Source organism: Meridianimaribacter sp. CL38, from assembly GCF_004328055.1.
Taxonomy (GTDB): domain Bacteria; phylum Bacteroidota; class Bacteroidia; order Flavobacteriales; family Flavobacteriaceae; genus Gaetbulibacter_B; species Gaetbulibacter_B jejuensis.
In genome coordinates this window covers 192,561-212,673 of record NZ_QKWS01000004.1, presented here as the reverse complement: position 1 = coordinate 212,673, position 20,113 = coordinate 192,561, and the positions used below count along the sequence as shown (strand labels likewise).

Sequence of the window (20,113 nt, the reverse complement as noted above, 5' to 3'; positions counted from 1 at the left end):
ACAATAAAGATAACAATTTCTTTAGACGCATCAAACCCAAAAATTAATAAATTTTGAACATTAAAGATTCTATCCTTAATACTGCAAAAAAAACAATCGCTATTGAGCAAAATGCTATCGCTAATTTAAGTAATTTACTTGACGATGACTTTGCAAATGCAGTTGAACTTATATATAACTCCAAAGGACGTGTAATTATTACAGGTATTGGTAAAAGTGCCATTATCGCTAATAAAATTGTAGCCACATTAAATTCTACAGGAACTCCTGCAGTTTTTATGCATGCTGCTGATGCTATTCATGGTGATTTAGGTTTAATTCTTGAAGACGATGTAGTAATTTGTATTTCTAAAAGTGGAAACACACCAGAAATTAAGGTATTGGTACCACTTATTAAGAATGCAAAAAATAAAATGATTGCCATTACTGGTAATAACACCTCATTTTTAGCACAACAAGCCGATTATATTTTAAATGCTTATGTAGAGCAAGAAGCTTGCCCAAATAACCTAGCACCTACAACCAGTACCACTGCGCAATTAGTTATTGGTGATGCTTTAGCGATTTGCTTATTGGAATTACGAGGATTCTCAAGTAAAGATTTTGCAAAATACCATCCTGGAGGAGCTCTTGGTAAACGACTGTACTTAAGAGTAAGCGATTTATCTTCGGTTAATCAAAAACCTCAAGTAACACTCAATACTAATGTAAAAGAAGTTATTGTTGAAATTTCTGAAAAAATGCTTGGTGTAACTGCTGTGGTAGAAGACCACAAAATTGTAGGTATTATTACTGATGGTGACTTAAGACGTATGCTTACCAAAACCGATTCGTTTTCTGGGTTAACCGCAAAAGATATTATGAGCAGCAATCCAAAACGTATTGATGAAAACGCAATGGCTGTTGATGCTATGGAAGTTATGGAAGAACACGGTATTTCTCAACTTTTAGTAGAACATAAAGGTAAATATGCTGGAGTTGTACATCTACACGACCTCATCAAAGAAGGAATTATCTAATGGCAAAAAAGAACATCAATGAAATGTCATTTCTTGATCATCTTGAAGATTTAAGATGGCATATAATTAGAGCTATAGTAGCAATATTAATTGCTGGTGTGGTGGCTTTTGTTTTTAAAGGATTCATTTTTGAAACCATCATTTTTGGTCCTAAACAAATGAGCTTTCCTACCTATAGAATACTTTGTGACATTTCAACCTTTGTAGGTGTTGACACCACGTTTTGTGCTGATGAGTTTCCGTTTATTATTCAAAACAGAACCATGGGCGGACAATTCTCTGCTCACATTTGGACGTCTATTTATGCTGGTTTGGTTATTGCATTTCCGTTTGTAATCTATCAATTCTGGAAATTTATAAGTCCTGGACTTCATGAAAACGAACGTAAACATTCTAGAGGGTTTATAATTATTGCATCCTTACTATTCTTTATTGGTGTCCTTTTTGGATATTATATTGTAACACCTTTATCTATTAACTTTTTAGGAACCTATACAGTAAGTCAGCAAATTTCAAATGAGATAGATATTAGTTCTTACATCTCTTTGGTACGCTCATCCTCTTTGGCGTCTGGTTTTATTTTTGAATTACCTATTCTTATTTATTTCCTAACAAAAATAGGGTTGGTTACACCTGAGTTCCTTAAAAAATACCGCAAGTTTGCCTTAGTTATTGTATTAATCCTTTCGGCAATCATAACACCTCCTGATATTACAAGTCAGGTAATTGTGGCTATTCCTATATTAATACTGTACCAAGTAAGTATATACATTTCAAAATTTGTGGTAAAAAAACAAAATAAAAAAGCAAAACATGTCTGATATAATTAAAGAATTTAATGACTATCGTTCTAGGATGAACGATGCCATACTTGCTGACAATAACAAAATCATAAAACGTATTTTTAACCTAGATACCAATGCCTTTTCTGAAGGTGCTTTGGATGTAAAAACCAAAGAGCTTTTGGGCTTGGTAGCCTCTACTGTATTACGTTGTGACGATTGCATCAAATACCATTTACAATCCTGCCACGAAGCTGGTTTAAGCAAAGCTGAAGTAGTTGAAGCTTTAAGCATTTCTACACTTGTTGGTGGCACTATTGTTATTCCTCATTTGCGAAGAGCCTATGAATTTTGGGATGCTTTAGAAGCACAAAACTAATTAACAACCAATGTTTAAGCACTTTATCATCACACGTTTTAATTTAAGACTTAAAGAATGGTCTGTAACAAAACATGGTGATGATGTGCTTTCTGAAACTTGGTTAGCTAATCGATTTCAGCTTTTTGAAACCTATTGCTTACCTTCTGTACAACAGCAAACCAATCAAAACTTTGTTTGGTTACTGTGTTTCGATACAAAAACACCAAAGGCTTACAAGCGAAAGATAGAGGCTATTGCTAATACATATAGTAATATTCAGCTGCTCTACATTGATGGTCAAGAACAATTTTCTGAAACTATTTCTAACGCTATAAATCAGTCGTTACTTGAAACGGACACACACCTTATCACAACACGTTTAGATAATGATGATGCGATCCATAACACCTTTGTAGATACTATTCAATCACATTTTAAACCTCAAGAACAGTTAACTATCGACTGCACTGAGGGTTATCAACTTATCCTAAAGCAAAATAAAAAACCTACTCTTCGAAAGATGCATTATGTAGGTAATGCTTTTATAAGTTTAATTGAAGCTAAAGCTAATTTTAAAACGGTATTAAGCAGGCGTCATAATTTGTGGAGTGAGGTACCATCTGTTCAAATCAATACTAAACGCCTTTGGATTCAACTGGTGCATCAAGAAAACATTTCAAATGCTGAAAAACTACAGTATCCTGAAACCAATACATTTACACGTTCTGATTTTGCAATAGACCCTAAAATTGAGTTAAAATCAAACCTTCAAATACGTTTTGGTAACTTTTGGAGTTTAGTACAACGTGTACTAATCAAATTAAAAATCGTAAGTTTGCCGTCATAGTAAACAGTGTTCAAAATGTTAAGCCTGTGAAATTAAGAGCCGAAAATTTAATGAAGTCCTATAATGGACGTCGCGTGGTAAAAGATGTGTCCCTTGAAGTTAATCAAGGTGAAATCGTAGGTCTTTTAGGTCCTAATGGTGCTGGTAAAACCACATCCTTTTATATGATTGTTGGGTTGATAAAACCTAATGGTGGAACTATTTATTTAGAAAACACTGACATCACCAAATACCCAATGTACAAAAGGGCTCAAAACGGAATTGGATATCTAGCACAAGAAGCTTCAGTATTTAGAAAATTGAGTATTGAAGATAATATTTTAAGCGTGTTACAACTCACCAAGCTTAGCAAAAAAGAGCAACATCTTAAAATGGAATCCTTAATTGAAGAGTTTGGTTTAGGACATATTAGAAAAAACCGAGGCGACTTACTCTCTGGTGGTGAGCGTCGTAGAACCGAAATTGCAAGAGCCTTGGCAACCGACCCAAATTTCATTTTATTAGATGAACCTTTTGCAGGTGTTGACCCTGTTGCGGTTGAGGACATACAACGTATTGTAGCCCAATTAACCAAAAAAAATATTGGTATCCTTATTACCGACCATAACGTACAAGAAACTTTAGCAATTACTGACAGAACCTATTTAATGTTTGAAGGTAGTATTCTTAAAGCTGGTATCCCTGAAGATTTAGCTGCAGACGAAATGGTACGTAAAGTGTATCTAGGGCAAAACTTTGAGCTTCGTAAAAAACGATTGGAGTTTTAATTATTTCCCTTTCTTAAACACTGTCTTTAATAACACGTACAAAAGCGTAGTTTGTAATAGTAGATTGATAAGCACTAGCAATAAAACCTTCCATAAACTTCCCATAGCATAAAACGGGTAGCTTCTATCTATCAAGCTCAATGGCAAACTCGTTATTGTAACAAGATAACCCAAGAGAGTTTCTATAAAACTTCCTGCTAGAGCACTACTATTAGATGTTAATAAGTGAAGGACTTGTATAACAACCACTGTTAAAACTACAATTAAAAATAGCTTAACAAAGTACTTAATGCTAATGCGACCCTTCACCTTGTTTCATTTTAGCATGTTGGCTTTCTGCTAATAACTTCTTTTGATAACGACCTTGAACCACATCTACAATAACCAAAACAGCCAATACAAAATAGAAAGTTGTTTTACTCATTGGCACTATTTCGTTTCCAAACAATTTAATGTGTGCCAAATGACCACCTTCGGTAACTAGCATGATACCAACTATGAATAGTATGAACAATCCAAGTACTTCGTACATTCTGTTTTTTGCCAAAAACGCCGAAATCTTATCCGCTAAAATAAGCATTAGCAATCCGCTTATCACTATAGCAATAGCCATGATAATAAAGGCTGTGGTAGGATTTTCAATATCACTAGTTAAACCAATAGCCGCTAAAATAGAATCAAAAGAAAACACTAAGTTCATTAACACAATACTCACTATGGCAGCATTGGCAGACTTACTCCGTTTGGAATTAGCAGCATCAACATCTTGTGTTAAGTCGTGTTTAGAAATCATATGCCATATTTCTTTAATAGCAGTGTAGATGATAAACCCACCTCCTATTAAGACAATTAAACTATGACCATTAAATGCAAACTCTGCAACATCTTTAAAGTCTCCTGTTAAAAACGAAAATGGTTCTTGAAAATAATCAATAAGCGACACCAACAAAAACAACAGCACAATACGTAACCCTATAGCTATTAAAATCCCTACTTTTCTTACGCGCTTTCGATCTTGTTCTGGTGCTTTTTTAGATTCTAGTGAAATGTATAACAAGTTATCAAATCCAAGAACAGCTTGCAACATCACAAGCATTAAAAGGGTAAAAATATTTTCAAGCATAGTAAATGAGGTTATTTAGTGAACAGAGAAACTAAAATATATAAAGCTATAATTAGTGGTATTGCTGCAAACTGCAAAGCAATTAACAACACAGCGCTTAAAATAATAAAGACATAGCGTACACTATTATTTTTAAAACTCCAATCCTTAAATTTTAGCGCAAAGAGTTTTAGGTTACATACAAGCAAGTAGCTACTTACAACTGTCAGCACCAATAAAAACCAAGGATTAAGAATCACAGCGTTTAAAAACGAATGATTTTGAAACTCCATTATTAATGGCAATGAAATAATCAATAACGCATTGGCAGGTGTTGGTAAACCTTTAAAATAGGTTTGCTGGTCTTCATCCACATTAAATTTCGCCAAGCGATACCCAGAAGCCAAAGTAATCAACAACCCAAAAAACGCAAAAGGCGACACATTTAAGTCATACCAATGCATTGCAGAAGTCCAATCTCTTGTAGGCTCATAAAAACCAGAACCATTCATACTTAAAGCCAATAACTTAAACATGATAATCCCAGGTACCAATCCGCTAGTTACCATATCAGCCAAAGAGTCTAGCTGAAGTCCTATTTCACTTTGCACATTGAGTTTTCGAGCTAAAAGCCCATCAAAAAAGTCAAAGAAAATTCCTAAGAAAACAAATACTGCAGCAGTTACAAAATTGTTATGCACTGCAAAAATTACAGCAACAGCGCCACAAAATAAATTCAGAAGCGTAACAAGGTTAGGAATGTGTCGTTTCAAAAGTTGTCTATTAGTTTTGTGTAAAAATAGAAAACTATTTTGAAAATAGTGAGGCAACTTGCACTTCCTATACAATATCTCCTCTAATTTCTAGTTTAATAGATGAAAAATATTGTGCATATTTGTAAAAATTTTTGCTATTGAAAAAGTACATACTCCTTACGCTTACCTTAGTTTCATTGTTAAGTAACGCGCAAACCACCCGAAAGTACTCTAACGAATTTATGAATATTGGTGTGGATGCTGCTGCATTAGGGATGAGCAACGCAGTGGTGTCGCACACAAGCGATGTCAATTCAGGTTACTGGAATCCTGCTGGTTTAATAGCACTCGAAGACAACCAACTGGCATTAATGCACTCTAGTTATTTTGCTAATATTGCCAACTACAACTATGCAGCTTTTGCAATGCCTTTAGACGACAGAAGCGCAGTAGGTATCTCGTTAATACGTTTTGGAGTCGATGATATTTTAGACACTACTCAGCTTATTGACGACCAAGGAAATATTAATTACGACAGAGTTAAACTCTTTTCAACTGCCGATTATGGCCTTACCTTTTCCTATGCTAGAGACCTACCTGTTCCTGGACTAAGTTATGGTGTTAATGCTAAAGTTATTAGAAGGATTATTGGTGATTTTGCCTCATCTTGGGGATTTGGTTTAGACTTAGGTGTACAATTTCAATCGGAAAACGACTGGAAATTTGGGATTATGGCAAGAGATATTACCACAACGTTTAATGCGTGGTCTATAGACGAAGAAAAGTTTGAACAAATAAGTGGTGCGGTTGAAGGACAAAACCAGGAACTCCCTGAAAGTTCAGAAATCACGATCCCTAAGCTACAAATAGGGATGTCTAAGCAATGGATATTTCACTATGACTATTCACTCTTAGCAGCTTTAGACCTAAATGTGCGTTTTGAACAAAACAACGACATCATCTCTACCTCCTTTGCTAGTGTCAATCCTGCGCTTGGTTTTGAGTTTGGGTATACCGACTTGGTGTTTTTACGTTTAGGCGCTGGGAATTTCCAAAACGAATTACAGTTTGATGATTCTGAAGATTTAACCTTCCAACCTAATTTTGGTGTAGGCTTCAAATACAAAGGCATTCAGCTAGATTATGCGTTTACCGACATAGGAGACCAAAGCGCTGCCTTATACTCTAACGTGTTTTCCCTAAAACTCGATTTTAGTATCTTTAGATAAATAATAGCTACTTATGAGATGTCTTTTTAGCCTTATTGTTTTATTATTAGCAATAAACACAGCAAGCGCACAACAGGTACTATCACCTAATGCCGAAATAAGTGTTCTTACAATAGGACCAGGAGCGTCTTTAAACGATGCTTTTGGACATAGCGGATTTAGAATCAAAGATAGAACACAAGGTCTAGATGTAGTTTACGGCTACGGACAATACGATTTTGATGCGCCTAATTTCTATTTAAAATTCGCACAAGGAAAACTCAACTACCTTATTAGCAAACATAATTTTGAAGACTTTTACAGAGCCTATGTGTACTACAACAGAACCGTAAAAGAACAGGTTTTAAATATCACTACAGAAGAACAACAAGCACTTTTCAATTATTTACAGAACAATTACAAACCTGAAAACAGAGCTTACCTTTACGATTTTTTTTATGACAATTGCGCGACTAGAATAAGAGATGTAGCCAACACTGCTTTAGACCAAAATATTACCTATAACACACCTGAAGATTACCAAGAGCAAACCTTTAGAACGCTCATTCAAAACAACCTCAACAAAAACAGTTGGGGAAGTTTAGGGATTGATATTGCCTTAGGGTCTGTTATAGATAAAACAGCAACACCTAACGAACAACTTTTTCTTCCTGAAAATATCTATAGGTTTTTTAGTACTGCTACATTACAAAACGGACAACCTCTAGTCAAACAATCTCAAGTACTCTATACAAAAAAAGAACAACTAGGGTCTTCTAACTTCTTACTTAGCCCTTTGTTTATACTTAGTATTTTAGCATTACTTATTATACTAATCACTTACAAAGATTATAAGAAAAAGAAACGCAGCAAGTTGCTAGACGGTATTATCTTTTCTGTTACAGGCTGTATTGGAATAGTACTTTTACTGCTTTGGTTTGCTACCGACCATAGTGCCACAGCAAACAACTATAATCTGTTATGGGCATTTGCACTTAACGTATTTGTAATACAACAAGTATTAAAACCAACACCTTCTAAATGGTTTTTAAGATACCTCTTTTTTTTAATAACTATGCTCTGCCTATTGGTATTTCATTGGCTAACAGGAGTACAAGTATTCGCCATCACCTTAACACCTTTACTAATCGCCTTAGCGATAAGGTATATATTCTTGTTACGTTACTTTAAAAACAGCACAACAAACTAAACCCACTACTTACTGCCCTCTATAATACAACACAGCACTCAAGGTTTTCACTAGGATATTAACGTCCATAAAAAAGCTACAATGCTTAATGTAGTAAAGGTCGTATTGTAACTTCGTTAAACTATCATCAACCGAACTTCCATACCTCGACTTTATTTGTGCCCAACCTGTTAGTCCAGGCTTTATCACGTGGCGCATTTCATAAAAAGGAATAATCTGAGACAGCTCGTTAACAAAATAAGGACGCTCTGGTCGAGGTCCTATCACACTCATTTCGCCTTTAAGCACATTAACAAACTGCGGAATTTCATCAATTCTCGAACGTCTTAAAAAACGCCCAAACGGAGTCACTCTACTGTCATTTTTTTGAGCCCATTTGGCCTCTCCTGACGATTCTGCATTAACAATCATACTTCTAAGCTTCACAATGTTAAAAACAGCTCCGTTTTTTCCAACACGTTCTTGAACATAAAACAAAGGGCCTCTGTTCGCGATAAGATTCCCTATAAGAATGATAGGCAGCATAGCTACTCCAAAAAGCAATCCTACAGTAGAAAAAATAAGATCAAATGAACGATGAAAAAGTTGATAGAGTTTATTTTGATGACTTCTACTAAACGGGAAGTATTTATAAAAATCCTTACCTACAAATTGAATTGGCACTCTATGGGTAATCTCTTCATAAACTTGAGTGTATTCACGAATGGTAAAACCGCTTTCTAAAAGCATCATAAGACTACCATATATCTCATTAGTAATAGTCTCAGAGTTATAAGCTGCCACTAGAATCTCCGAAATATTCTGCTCATTAATAACTGACAATAACTCGTGAGGCTGAAACTCTTTAAGCCCTCTAAACTTAATAGGTGCTTCGTGCTCTTGTTCACAGTTAATAAACCCAACTATTTTGTAATTAGGATCGGCTTGTTTTAAAGGTTTAATAATGCTTTCAATATTTGAAATCTCGCCTACCAGTAGTACTTTTTTATAAAACCTAGGCTTAGTAATAAACGTCACATATACCACACGCCATAAAAACACCATAACAATAATTGACGAATAGAAATATACTATTTCAATACGTTTATCAGGTAAAAAAGGCGTAAAGAAAGGAGTTAACATGTATATCAATACAACTGTTGAGGCAGTAAGCACTACATTCCTAAACGTAACATCTAGGGTACTGGACTTTTGTAAATCATAAATTTCAAAAACGGTCCCTAAAATAGTAAGATAAAAGGCTAAAACCAATAAAGCGACTCCATGTTCTTGATGAAGTGTAAGGTAATTAAAATCAAAAAACTGCTCAAGAAGATACAGTCCCAAAAACACCATTACAATATCCAGTATACGCAGCAACACCTTTCGTTCGGAAATCTCAAAATGGATGTCAGTCTTGAGTTTACTCATCTAAGCCTCTGATTTGAGTATAAATATAAAAAGAAGTTTAACATATCAAATAATGAAGCAAGTTTTTTGGTTACAATACATCTTTCCATAGTTGTTTAACACAATTCCAGTCAAAAGACTCGGCAACTGCTCTAGCATTAGCTATCATGTGATCGCGTTCAGTAGCGTGTTCAAACAGATAAAGGATAGCCTCTACCATAGCTTCTACCGATTCAGGAGCTACAAGCAACCCTTCTTGTTGATGTTGTATTAAATAAGGCATTCCACCCACATTGGTAGACACTATAGGCAAACCTAAAGCCATAGCCTCAATCACACTTACTGGCGTGTTGTCAAAATTAGTGGTGTTAATAAAACAATTATAGTCTTGAGACAGTTGGGTCCATGCCGCTTTACTCAACTTTCCAGTAAAGGTCACTTCAACCCCTAAGATAGAAGCCAAGGCTTTTACATTGGCTAAGGTACCATCACTATCAGGTCCCACCATACAAAGGGTGGTTTTATAACCTTTATTCAATAGTGTTTTTAAGACCTTAACTGCTAGTTCTGGGTTATAAAGCACCGAAAATGAACGTACCCATAATAATTTTATAGTGGTATAAGAGCGTTCTTTAAACGGATAATCGTCAATCGAAATAGCATTAGGTATAAACGTCACGTTAGCCATTCCATGAACTTTAAAACGTTCATAGAGATAATGCGATGGAGACACATTTTGTTTAGCATGATTAAAAATCATACCGCTTAGCTTGGGTGTTCTATGGAGTCTTTTGGGTAAATTCCCACCATGCAATATAGGCACGTAGTCTAATTTAAGCAGTCTACACAACTGGCTTACCGCAAAAGCATAATAAAAGTTTAGCGTACTATAGGTATCAATCAACACACAATTCGTAGTTTTTCTATGCTTAATAACAGCGTAAAGCATTTCTAAAAGCCGCAGTACAATGTTAGCTTTTGAAGACGCATACCAAACACTATATCCTTCACGTTCTAGCAAAGGCCCTAATACCGAAATATATGAAGGATTACGATGGTTTCCTCTTAAGTTGTTGCCTATGTACAGGACGTTTTTCATGTGTTATATGTAATAAAGCTAAGGCATATATAAATCCGGGTGCTGCAATACGCATTGCTGAGTGATTAATAGTAGCAAACCAAAAAGCCAAAAAGGCATAGAAAAGTACATTTCCCTTATGCTGAGAACGAAACACCAAGGGTCTAAAAACCAATAACAATAACATGATAATTCCTAAAATCCCATGCTCAGAAAGCAATCTACTTATTTCATTATGAGAGGCTACAATTTTCCCTCCCTCTTCAAGACGCTCCTGTTTCATTCCACTAGCACCTACTCCTAAAAAGGGATGCTCAAGAAACCCTTGTATTTCATGCACAAACAATTCTAAGCGTCCTGTCGAAACGTCTTCTTTCTCTCGTCCCGTTGCATCCTTATTAGTATAGCGATTATCTATTAATCCCTCTGTTTGACTAGAGCTGATCGCCCAAGTAATAACACCACCTAAAACTAAAAGCACAAACATGCCTATAATCTGCTGCTTTCTTTTGAAGCCTGATTGCCAATACAACAACCATAAAAAAGCACCTACAACAATAATAGCAGCAAAAACACCTCCTCTGCTAAAGGTAACTAAAGCCCTAAAACTAACTGCACATAATAGACCCAAGTTAAGAAGTTTTAAAAACAAAGATGGAGATTTTAAAAAAACACGTACCACCAAAGCAACCATTCCCAAACCGAGTAATGTAGACACCTGATTAGGTCCAAAACCTCCGGAAGTAGCAAAACTGGAACCTGTTCCGGTTAAAACCTCTTTTACGCTAGGGTTATAAAGGTACAAATGTGTAGTCATTGTAATAATTGGAAAGCTCATACAAGCAACGACCTGTAAAAGTTGTTCATTGGTAATTCGCTTTTTATAACAATACAATGCCGAGATACCTAAACACACCGGACCACTGAGTACAAAAGCAACACTAGTTCTAAAATTCAAATCATACCCCAAGTTAATGGACGCTACCAATACCGCAGGCACCATTAAAATTAAATACATAAAATAAGGATAAGCGCCTCCTGAAATACCATTATAAAACATCCCCATCAATGTCAAGAGAATGACAAAATATTTAGAAAACTCATAAAAAAGCCCACCTCCAGTCATACGAAACAAGGACTCTGCTGCGGCTATATAAGCACAACCAAAAAGCACCCACATGGTTTTGTCTTTAGGTAAGGCGATAATGATGTTAATTATAAAAAAAGCACAAACTAGTGCAAAGTAAAGTTTTGAAAACCCTGGTATTTGGTTAATAAACACTCCTAAAACAATATGAACAACCACCAAAAACACATAAAGGTCATTGGTAAAACGGTATTTTTTTTTGGTTCTCATTCTTGTCCTACTCATAAGCCACCACTCCTTTCTGATAATCTTCACATACTCGCGCTATAACAGCTGATTTAGAATAGTGTTGCTTTACAAAAGCATGTAATACTCTAGCACTTTCAGCCCTAAACTCAAAGTCATTGATAAATACTTGTATAGCCTCCGATAAAGCCTCAGCATCTTCAGCCTGAACCAACTGTCCATGTTGCGCATCTACAATCACTTTTTTACAATCTCCCACATTAGTAGCTACTACAGCCAATGCCCCCAAACCGTATTCCAGTAAAGCAAGAGGCAACCCTTCAGAGCACGAAGACAAAACGCCTATTGTACACTGCTTTAAAATATAACCTACATCCTTACAGCTCCCATATAAAAACACATGTTCAATCAAGCCTTCTGCTACAATAAACGTACGCAAGTTTTGTGCATAATCATCATCAAAATCTTTACCTACCAAATGTAAGCTCCAATCTGGATGCATGTGTTTAATCTGCTTAAAAGCTCTTAACAAGGTAATGTGGTCTTTTTGAGGCCTTAAATTTGCTAAACACACTATACGTTTACCATCTTGCCCTTTTAATCGTGTCTCTTCATCCTTCACATCTAAAACATCTACAAAGTTTGACAAATAAAATACGTGCTTACATTTTAAATGAGTTTTAACCCAATTTTGTAAATTTTCATTCACGCAATACACCCAGTCAAAATAACCTGAACACCATTGCAGTACTTTATGTGGACGCTTCGAAAGCATTTCACTGTTACCATAATGATCATGCCATACCAGTGTCAACTTAGGAGAAACTAGTTTTGCTAAAGTGCCTAAAAAAAAGGAGGTTGAATGGGCATGCACAATATCTATCTGTTCGGTTTTAATAAACTTAATAAATCTCCTGTAAGCTTTTATATCGTATGTAGAACATTTATTTAAAAACATGTAGCCCACATTAGGAACGATAGCATCCTTAAGCAATCCTTCAGCGCGTGTGGTGCATAAATAGGAACTGTCAATACGTTCTGATAGCGCATTGGCTAAATTCACTGCCATGCGTTCAGCTCCTCCAGCATCCAAACTATCTATTAACTGTAACACCCGCATATCCTTTTTTTGCTAAAATAAAAAAACTATAGTATACACTCTCGTTTTAAGACAGGAACAACACCTATTAAGTTAAAAACAACAAAAGGCAAAGCAAACTACCTACTAAAAACTTTCCTCCAAAACGGCTTTAATATCAGCTTCCAAACGGTCAAAAGTGTACTGCTGCGACCAATCCATTGCTGCTTTAGCCATGGCATCTAAATTGCTATGAGTTAAGGTGTTCATAATTTTCGAAACTGCCTGTTCTAAATCTGGTTCAATTAAGATGCCTCGAGCACCTTCTCTTAACATCCATGACACACAAGACACTGGTGTTGCCACAGGAATACAGCCAAAAAACATACCTTCAGCTACCGCTTTGGGCCACCCTTCACTCTTTGACGGTAAAATATTAAAATGAGACTGTATCAATTGTTTTTTGACTTCTTCCTTATCCCGGTTACCATACAGCACAACCTGCCTCTCTAGTCTACGCTCACTCACATAGGCTTTTAACTCAGACATTAAAGGACCATCTCCAAACATATGCAGTTTAGAGACAATTCCCTTTGCGTTTAAAGCTTCAATAATTTTGATGGTTAATAAAGGGCGTTTACCCACTACCAAAGCACCTGCAAAGACAAACTCTAAAGTGTTAGTATAATCACGTTTTACAAAAGGCATCTTTTCAGCCTCGGTATATGTAGCCGAAATAAAAGGATAAATATTTCGCGTTTCATTGGGCCATTCACCATAAACCAACACTTTCATATGACGTGTTAAAAAAGTATTTCGTAAAATGGCTTGCTGCAAACGGTAGCTCCAAGGTTGCTTACTATTAGGATCCCAATTACCTGCATATTTTGTAGATTTTGATTTAAAAGGAAACAACAACTGCGCAAAACAGGCTATTAAACTAATGTTCCCTGGGCAACGTAAATGAATATGATCTGCCTTAGACATCACATAGCAGCATCTAATAAAAATGAAAGGCACTACAAATACAGCTTTAAGGGCTTGCCAAAGAGTTAAAATATTAAAATTGGGCACACCAAAAAAACGCACAGCATCATGCTGATAAAAGGTATCTATAGCATCTATAGCGTTGTTAGTCTGTCTTGGCCCTAACACCAATAATTCATCAGCATACTTACCCCAAAGGTTCATCTCGCGTACATAAGGCGCATACCCATAATACTTATCATTGTGATAACTATGCCGAACAATAGTAATTATTGCTAATTTCATCTCTTATTCATTTTTACTGTTGCAAATGGTTAAAAATAACCCAATCATTTAGCGCCTTATAGTGTTAAACGTCATAACTGTTCGCTTGGTGGATAAAACAAAACTGTCCACCACCCCACAAAACGTCCTAACCCTTCACTAAGGGCTGCTTTTTTTCGTGAGGACATTACAACTCCCAACACTGTTAACTTCATAAGCAACACTGCTGTAAGATGCCATTTCAATCGTGCTTTAAGGCTTGGATTAGGGTATTTTACGCGCCAGATGTACCAACCATTTCTCAAAACCATTTTACCATATTTATAAGCATTTGGGCGTCCTGCTGCTTCATGATGATGTTCTAGTTGTGCATTTGTATTCACATACAAAGTCCCTAGTTTAGACAACCGTAAACAAAAATCAGCATCCTCATACAACCCATAGCCTTCAAAATAAGAAGAGAAGCGCAAATGCTCAAAAGCGCTATTCTTAAAAGACATCGCACACCCCATAAGTTGTTCTGCTGGATAGGTGTGTCCCGAAGGTGGTAAAAAACCCACCGAACGTCCGTGAGAAAATGAGGGTAATATACAAGGAGGTGTATCAGGCTGTAAACCAAAAGCACGCCTTACCTTAAACCGTAATGGCTCTTTCCGTTGCCAACCATCATAATAAAAATAATGGTGCGTTCTAACACCGTTTTCGGGCTCCCATTGGACTTCATTACTAATATAACCACCTACACCCAATGCATCTGGATAGTCTTTATAAGTAACCAGTAATTGCTGAAAATAATGAGGATCTAAAATGGTATCATCATCTAAAAAACACACAACATCAGTGGTTTTAGACACCTTTGTAATACCAAAGTTACGCTGCTTGGTTAATCCTCTATTCTCTGCTGTCACCTTATAGTACACCAAATTAGCAAACTCATGCGCTTCTAGAGCCACTTGCGTTGCTGTATTCAATGAACCATCTATTATCACTATCTCATTAGGATATAACGTTTGCTGCTCTACAGAGTAAAGGAGATTCAATAACGCTTTTGGGCGCATATAGGTACAAACAACTAAAGAAAAATCCATCTGTTTTAAGAATTTCGTTGACCTAACTTAAGCAGCTTTCTGGCATAAAACAGCGACGTATTAAACTGTATCTGCTTATACAACAGCTTTACCAATTTTAGAGGGATCATTAATTTAGAGCCTCTAGAAACATATAAAAAAAAGTGCTTTATCCGCCATTCCTTTACTTGCTTAGGGTTATAATGCTTTAAAATACCATAAGTAACTGTTGGGCTAGGTACTGGTCTAATCCACTTTACAGGCGTATCTAGCTCCCAAGGTTGCGCTTTGCGCTGCTTACCTAATATCCTAGACTCTTTCCCCCAAAAACGATAACCGCCTTCAGGTGGCTTCAGGTGCAGGTTTGCCGAAAAGGGGTTATGTAATAACACCTCTCCTGACTTTAAGATACGAACACCAAAATCAGAATCCTCACCATAACCACCATCAAAATTGATATCATTACCTTGCAACTTCATCACTACATCACGTCTCACACACGAATTAGCATTACTAAATATAGGGGAAGTTCCAACGCGCCACCTTGACGAACCTAATTGATCCAAACGCAATTTCAAATCATTTAAATCCTGTTGGGTATGCTCAGCCATAACATCAAGTCCATTGCAAGCACTAGCATTATAGGTTTGTAACAATTTAACATGATGCTCTACAAAATCAGGTAACACACGCACATCATCATCAGCAAAAATAATATAATCGCCTGTACATAAGTCTATGGCTTCATTTCGAGCACGACAACTTCCTTTGGTGGTCTGCCATTTTAGTTTAATATCAAAGTTAAAATGTTCAGGACGATAATATTGAGCATCACGCTCTGCTTCTGGAGTCGCGTCTACAATAACCGCTTCTTTTATAGGGTAGGTTTGCGCATTATAATCCTTCAATAACAACTCCGTAAATGCTTGTCGTTTCATAGTTGGAATCACCAAACTCACAGTTGGAGAACCTTCTATAGGTTTTAAATCTCTAACCTTTATAGGAGTATCAAAAAAGAATGTTCTGTTTTTTGTTTTTAAATAGGCACGCAATTCGTTTGGAAACTTAAACACTCCTTGCCTCAGCATCATATAAAATCGATGGCGCTTCTTAAAATGCTTAGCAAAAAAATAGTACCTATCTACTGTTGGAATTTTAATTTCTTGTGTTTGGGGCTCAAACAATCCTTTCACAAACAAAGGAATACCAAAATAAGTTCTAATTAATCCAAAACCTAAATCCAATCCTTTCATTAGCGGATGGCTATAGTTGGAATCAACCCCTTCAATCTGTTCCCAAACAGATGCTCTTATAACAAACGCTTCTACATTTACTCTCCAGTTAACTGATAGATAATCTGTCTCAAAATCATTCAAAAAGCACCAGTATGCTGAAGTTTGATAAACCAATTCCGGAAAACAGTTCTTAAAACCTTGTTGCATACTACTATGCCATAAGTCTCCAGGTCCTGCAGCTAAGGCATCCAAAAGTTCAAAATTTGGAGTACCAACGTACAAAAGTGTCTCGTTTGATGATGTTGTATAAATTTTAAAATCCAATGGTTCTATTATTTTTTTTAAACATAACCCATTTTGCGTCGTAAACGCAATGAGCCCATTTTAATACCCAATAATTGTAAGGCATTAAAACCATAAGTCCTGTTTATGGGGTTAAATCGTTCTGTTTTCTTAGTGGCCTTCCACATATCATCCGAATGGGTTTCTTCTTTAAAAAAAGAAGTATTAATAACATCAATGCTATCTATACTCATAGACAATGTCTTAACATCCATAGAAACTTCAAACAAGTTCATTAAACGTTTTAATGTGGTTTCATCACGCCTTACTAAATCTTCATACTTAACCACAAAACAATCATCCAGATTCGGGAAATAAGCCTCAATACGTTTAGCGTATTTTCTAGCATATGAATAATGATATATACCAAAGGGTAATACTATTTTTTTTATAAGGGATTTAATATCTTTTGTGTTGTACTTCAAAATTTTAAAATAAGATATCAAGCAATCCTTGGGGTCTCTAAAAGAAACAATATGAAGTTCCTCAGGAAAATAATGTAACGCTTCACGAGTTCCCGTAAAAGAAGTATATTTAATAAGGTAGTTGTCCTTTGTAGTCATAATAGTGGACTTAAGAGGCTTAATAAACAATTTATCCAAATAATCTGCTCCTCCTTTACTTTTATAAAAACCGCACTTAGTCTTATGATAAGCATGTAAAACTGGTGTTATAGGCAATTCACTTCTTACATCTATTGGGGTTTTACAATCTACTATTGTTCTAATTACATCAGCCACAAAGTTATGTCCTGACCTAGGAGATTGCGAATGTAAAAAAATCAGTTTCTCTTTTACCATTAGCCTTGTATTAACGAGTGATAATAATCAATGTTTTGTTTGGTGATGATTGCAGTGGAAAAATGACGCTTAACATGTGCTCGAGCATAACTCCCCATATTCACGCGTAACCCTTCATCCTCTAAAAGCGCTATAACCTTTTCAGCAAAGACATTATGGTCATCGGGAGTCACCATATACCCTGTTTTACCATCTATCATTAACTCTTTAGCCCAACCAATATTTGAACTCACCAAAGGCTTCTCCATAGCCAAAGTCTCTAACCAAGTCATTGGGAAAGCCTCTGCATAACTAGGCAATACAACAACTGCAGCTTTAGCTATATAGTGTTTAATCTCTGTATAAGGTACTCCAGGAATATGCTTAACCCTAGCTCGTGCTTCATCGGTTAAAATACTGTAAAACAATGCTAAGGTTGAAGACTTAGTAAAAACATCCATGGTATCATTCCCTATTAAAAGTAAAGTAGTTTCTGGTCGATCTTCTACAAGAGTATTAAAAACGTGAGCCAAATCTAAAACTCCTTTTTTTCTAATAATAGCTCCAAAATATAGTATTTCGTTTGTATCAACCTCAACCGCTATGGGTCTAAATTCATCAACATCTACACTGTTAAATAAAGTAACAATATCTTTCTTAATATTAAATATCGCTTTGGTTTGTTCAGCTGTAAATGTACTAACCGATATAATGGCATCTGCCTGTTGTAATGCGTTTTGTTCTAAAAAACCATTAAACCATTTTTGGGTTCTGTTTTCTAGGTGACAAAAATAACCGTCACTTCCATTAAGTCTAATCACTAAGGGCACACTAAAGCGCATAAACGCCGATATCCCTGTCCAATCCGGTGCCTCAATAATATCAATTTGCGCTTCTAAGATAACCTGCTGTACTAAACGTTCTATTTTCTTTCTTGTAAAGTACCAAGACAATCCTTTTACCTTTTTGTTCTTAATGGTATAAATTTTAACACCTTCTTCTTGAAAAATAGCATCTTGCGATTGACCATAAACAAACACTGTAGCATGATGACCTTGAGCTATCAGTGCCTTACTTAAGTTTTTAATACTAGTTCCTATACCACCCACTCTAGTGGAGAGAGAAAAAGGATAATGAGAACTAATAAAGCCGATATGCATAGTTATGATCTTCTTATGTTTAATACTGTTTTCACCATTTTTTTAACAGCTCTAATCGTCGTATGACGCTGAACCGCAAGATAGTATTTAAATTGGAAAATAGTCCCCATAGTACCAGCATAAGAATAATACTGTGTGGTAGTTCCTCGTGTTGAAGTACCAATCACATCTAACGCATCTGTGGTATTACCATTAAAACCCCTAGGAATCGCTTTACATATAACCTTTGATCTTCGTACATTATAATTGGGCTCAAAAATCCTTGAAAAAATACCATAATCAAATTGCCTTTTTAAAACCCCATAATCCAATCGCTTTGAGGTCTTCAATAATCGACCTTTAAGTAAAACAGATAATGGTTCTTGGGTATCAATAATATGTTTAGCCACAACACTCAAGGTTAAAGGAGGCAATAAATACCGCCCAACATCTACTAGAGCCTTATCTCGTTCAATACTATCATCTGGTGTATGGGTTTTAATATACAATTCTCCATAATTAAAATTAGATCGCATATACTCCACAAGAACCGCATCATCATGCGCTATCATAAGATTGATGTTACCTAAATCTATTTTAGTAGCTAAATGATCATAAACCAACCAACGTTTAGGAAAGTAATCCTTGTCATTATCAACAGCATTTTTCGCCGCTGTAAAATTATAAAGCGGTCTAACAATTTTACTGTCCGTCTGTTCTCCTAACCATGCACACCACCACGAAAACGTTGAGTTACTAATGATAAAATGCTGACACAAACTTGCAAAGCACAACTGTTCTATACCACTTAAGTCCTCTAAGAAATAAACATTAGGTAATACCGAAAAATGAAACTTACAATAAGCAATATCGTCACTTGCCACAACAATATGATGTGCTTCCCAGTCCTCAAAATGATAAAAAAGCGCATTGAGATAATAACTAATAGGCAGCTGAAAATAATCTGGATGGTCAACAAAATCTCCTCTCCGAATAGAGATTAAAATGGTTGGTTTTAAAAAAACCTCAGGATATACGTGCTTAACCTTATGTATAATAGCGTCATTAAAAGCAAAGTATTTTTTAGTAAGCTTGGTATCAAAATAATACTCTGATTGAAACCAACCATCCAAGTCATAATGTTTAGCTTCAAGTTCTATAGCCTCATAATGGAAAGCCTGCTCTTCAAACACCTCATAATCTAAGGTTTCTGCTAAGGGAAGTGGGTGTTTAAAAAACGATTGGTAACTCCAAGGTTTAAACCCATAAGCCTGCTTATTTTTAACAGCAATGCCTATTGTTGAAGCAATTTGAAACAATTGATTCCCTAAATGCCCTTTACGTTCTAATTTTGAAAAAGTCAGCAAAATA

The 20,113-nt window shown here is 35.8% G+C and carries 19 protein-coding genes; 7 read left to right on the top strand and 12 right to left on the bottom strand.

What is annotated here, in order from left to right; all coding sequences use genetic code 11:
• Positions 1-53: 53 nt before the first annotated feature.
• The 5 genes from DMZ43_RS11260 to lptB are packed head-to-tail and all read left to right on the top strand — an operon-like array spanning position 54 to position 3,776.
• A complete protein-coding gene (locus DMZ43_RS11260; RefSeq protein WP_129761242.1) occupies positions 54-1,019 on the top strand; it encodes an SIS domain-containing protein in 966 nt (321 codons plus the stop codon).
• A complete protein-coding gene (tatC, locus tag DMZ43_RS11255; RefSeq protein ID WP_131508306.1) occupies positions 1,019-1,840 on the top strand; it encodes a twin-arginine translocase subunit TatC in 822 nt (273 codons plus the stop codon). The genes DMZ43_RS11260 and tatC overlap by 1 nt, the downstream gene beginning before the upstream one ends.
• Positions 1,833-2,180: a carboxymuconolactone decarboxylase family protein gene (locus DMZ43_RS11250; RefSeq protein WP_129761240.1), complete on the top strand. Its 348-nt coding sequence runs from the start codon at positions 1,833-1,835 to the stop codon at positions 2,178-2,180. Before tatC ends, DMZ43_RS11250 begins: the two co-directional genes overlap by 8 nt.
• Positions 2,181-2,190: 10 nt before the next feature.
• Positions 2,191-3,009: a glycosyltransferase gene (locus DMZ43_RS11245; protein WP_131508304.1), complete on the top strand. Its 819-nt coding sequence runs from the start codon at positions 2,191-2,193 to the stop codon at positions 3,007-3,009.
• 26 nt (positions 3,010-3,035) lie between these two features.
• Complete coding sequence (lptB, locus tag DMZ43_RS11240) at positions 3,036-3,776, top strand: LPS export ABC transporter ATP-binding protein (protein WP_129761238.1); 741 nt, start codon at positions 3,036-3,038, stop codon at positions 3,774-3,776.
• A 292-nt stretch (positions 3,777-4,068) separates the two neighbouring features.
• Here lptB and DMZ43_RS11235 read toward each other — a convergent pair whose 3' ends face one another.
• Together DMZ43_RS11235 and DMZ43_RS11230 are read right to left on the bottom strand one after the other, a co-directional pair.
• Positions 4,069-4,899, bottom strand: a complete 831-nt coding sequence (locus DMZ43_RS11235) for a TerC family protein (RefSeq protein ID WP_131508302.1) — start codon at positions 4,897-4,899, stop codon at positions 4,069-4,071.
• Between the two features lie 11 nt (positions 4,900-4,910).
• Entirely contained in the window at positions 4,911-5,651 is a 741-nt protein-coding gene (locus DMZ43_RS11230) for a phosphatidylcholine/phosphatidylserine synthase (protein WP_131508300.1), read from the bottom strand.
• Between the two features lie 140 nt (positions 5,652-5,791).
• On the opposite strand from DMZ43_RS11230, the gene DMZ43_RS11225 reads away from it, so the two are divergent.
• Positions 5,792-6,862 (top strand): PorV/PorQ family protein, encoded by a 1,071-nt coding sequence (locus tag DMZ43_RS11225; RefSeq protein WP_165353710.1) that lies wholly within the window; start codon positions 5,792-5,794, stop codon positions 6,860-6,862.
• 13 nt (positions 6,863-6,875) lie between these two features.
• Positions 6,876-8,051 carry a DUF4105 domain-containing protein gene (locus tag DMZ43_RS11220; RefSeq protein ID WP_131508298.1) on the top strand — a complete coding sequence of 392 codons (1,176 nt, stop codon included), beginning with the start codon at positions 6,876-6,878 and terminating at the stop codon, positions 8,049-8,051.
• Positions 8,052-8,060: 9 nt separating this feature from the next.
• Here DMZ43_RS11220 and DMZ43_RS11215 read toward each other — a convergent pair whose 3' ends face one another.
• The 10 genes from DMZ43_RS11215 to DMZ43_RS11170 form a co-directional block, all read right to left on the bottom strand.
• Positions 8,061-9,461 carry a sugar transferase gene (locus DMZ43_RS11215; RefSeq protein WP_131508296.1) on the bottom strand — a complete coding sequence of 467 codons (1,401 nt, stop codon included), beginning with the start codon at positions 9,459-9,461 and terminating at the stop codon, positions 8,061-8,063.
• A 70-nt stretch (positions 9,462-9,531) separates the two neighbouring features.
• Positions 9,532-10,539 carry a glycosyltransferase family 4 protein gene (locus tag DMZ43_RS11210; RefSeq protein WP_131508294.1) on the bottom strand — a complete coding sequence of 336 codons (1,008 nt, stop codon included), beginning with the start codon at positions 10,537-10,539 and terminating at the stop codon, positions 9,532-9,534.
• Complete coding sequence (locus DMZ43_RS11205) at positions 10,490-11,875, bottom strand: O-antigen ligase (protein ID WP_131508293.1); 1,386 nt, start codon at positions 11,873-11,875, stop codon at positions 10,490-10,492. The genes DMZ43_RS11210 and DMZ43_RS11205 overlap by 50 nt, the downstream gene beginning before the upstream one ends.
• A gap of 7 nt (positions 11,876-11,882) precedes the next feature.
• Positions 11,883-12,971, bottom strand: a complete 1,089-nt coding sequence (locus DMZ43_RS11200; RefSeq protein WP_131508291.1) for a glycosyltransferase — start codon at positions 12,969-12,971, stop codon at positions 11,883-11,885.
• A 105-nt stretch (positions 12,972-13,076) separates the two neighbouring features.
• The gene (locus tag DMZ43_RS11195) at positions 13,077-14,201 is read right to left on the bottom strand and encodes a glycosyltransferase family 4 protein (protein ID WP_131508289.1); all 1,125 of its coding nucleotides are present in this window, start codon (positions 14,199-14,201) and stop codon (positions 13,077-13,079) included.
• Positions 14,202-14,272: 71 nt separating this feature from the next.
• Entirely contained in the window at positions 14,273-15,268 is a 996-nt protein-coding gene (locus tag DMZ43_RS11190) for a glycosyltransferase family 2 protein (protein WP_131508287.1), read from the bottom strand.
• 5 nt (positions 15,269-15,273) lie between these two features.
• Complete coding sequence (locus tag DMZ43_RS11185; RefSeq protein WP_131508285.1) at positions 15,274-16,806, bottom strand: glycosyltransferase family 2 protein; 1,533 nt, start codon at positions 16,804-16,806, stop codon at positions 15,274-15,276.
• Between the two features lie 17 nt (positions 16,807-16,823).
• Positions 16,824-17,624, bottom strand: coding sequence for a sulfotransferase (locus tag DMZ43_RS11180; protein ID WP_131508283.1), 801 nt, complete (start codon positions 17,622-17,624; stop codon positions 16,824-16,826).
• Entirely contained in the window at positions 17,624-18,763 is a 1,140-nt protein-coding gene (locus tag DMZ43_RS11175; RefSeq protein ID WP_131508281.1) for a glycosyltransferase family 4 protein, read from the bottom strand. Before DMZ43_RS11175 ends, DMZ43_RS11180 begins: the two co-directional genes overlap by 1 nt.
• Positions 18,764-18,765: 2 nt before the next feature.
• Positions 18,766-20,109, bottom strand: coding sequence for an alpha-1,2-fucosyltransferase (locus tag DMZ43_RS11170; RefSeq protein WP_161566752.1), 1,344 nt, complete (start codon positions 20,107-20,109; stop codon positions 18,766-18,768).
• Between the last annotated feature and the right edge of the window lie 4 nt (positions 20,110-20,113).

Bases quoted from the DNA above. Each gene is read 5' to 3' on its own strand.
- tatC (WP_131508306.1), top strand. From the start codon at position 1,019: ATGGCAAAAAAGAACATCAATGAAATGTCATTTCTTGATCATCTTGAA.
- DMZ43_RS11250 (WP_129761240.1), top strand. From the start codon at position 1,833: ATGTCTGATATAATTAAAGAATTTAATGACTATCGTTCTAGGATGAAC.
- DMZ43_RS11245 (WP_131508304.1), top strand. From the start codon at position 2,191: ATGTTTAAGCACTTTATCATCACACGTTTTAATTTAAGACTTAAAGAA.
- DMZ43_RS11235 (WP_131508302.1), bottom strand. From the start codon at position 4,899: ATGCTTGAAAATATTTTTACCCTTTTAATGCTTGTGATGTTGCAAGCT.
- DMZ43_RS11220 (WP_131508298.1), top strand. From the start codon at position 6,876: ATGAGATGTCTTTTTAGCCTTATTGTTTTATTATTAGCAATAAACACA.
- DMZ43_RS11215 (WP_131508296.1), bottom strand. From the start codon at position 9,461: ATGAGTAAACTCAAGACTGACATCCATTTTGAGATTTCCGAACGAAAG.
- DMZ43_RS11210 (WP_131508294.1), bottom strand. From the start codon at position 10,539: ATGAAAAACGTCCTGTACATAGGCAACAACTTAAGAGGAAACCATCGT.
- DMZ43_RS11205 (WP_131508293.1), bottom strand. From the start codon at position 11,875: ATGAGAACCAAAAAAAAATACCGTTTTACCAATGACCTTTATGTGTTT.
- DMZ43_RS11200 (WP_131508291.1), bottom strand. From the start codon at position 12,971: ATGCGGGTGTTACAGTTAATAGATAGTTTGGATGCTGGAGGAGCTGAA.
- DMZ43_RS11195 (WP_131508289.1), bottom strand. From the start codon at position 14,201: ATGAAATTAGCAATAATTACTATTGTTCGGCATAGTTATCACAATGAT.
- DMZ43_RS11190 (WP_131508287.1), bottom strand. From the start codon at position 15,268: ATGGATTTTTCTTTAGTTGTTTGTACCTATATGCGCCCAAAAGCGTTA.
- DMZ43_RS11180 (WP_131508283.1), bottom strand. From the start codon at position 17,624: ATGGTAAAAGAGAAACTGATTTTTTTACATTCGCAATCTCCTAGGTCA.
- DMZ43_RS11175 (WP_131508281.1), bottom strand. From the start codon at position 18,763: ATGCATATCGGCTTTATTAGTTCTCATTATCCTTTTTCTCTCTCCACT.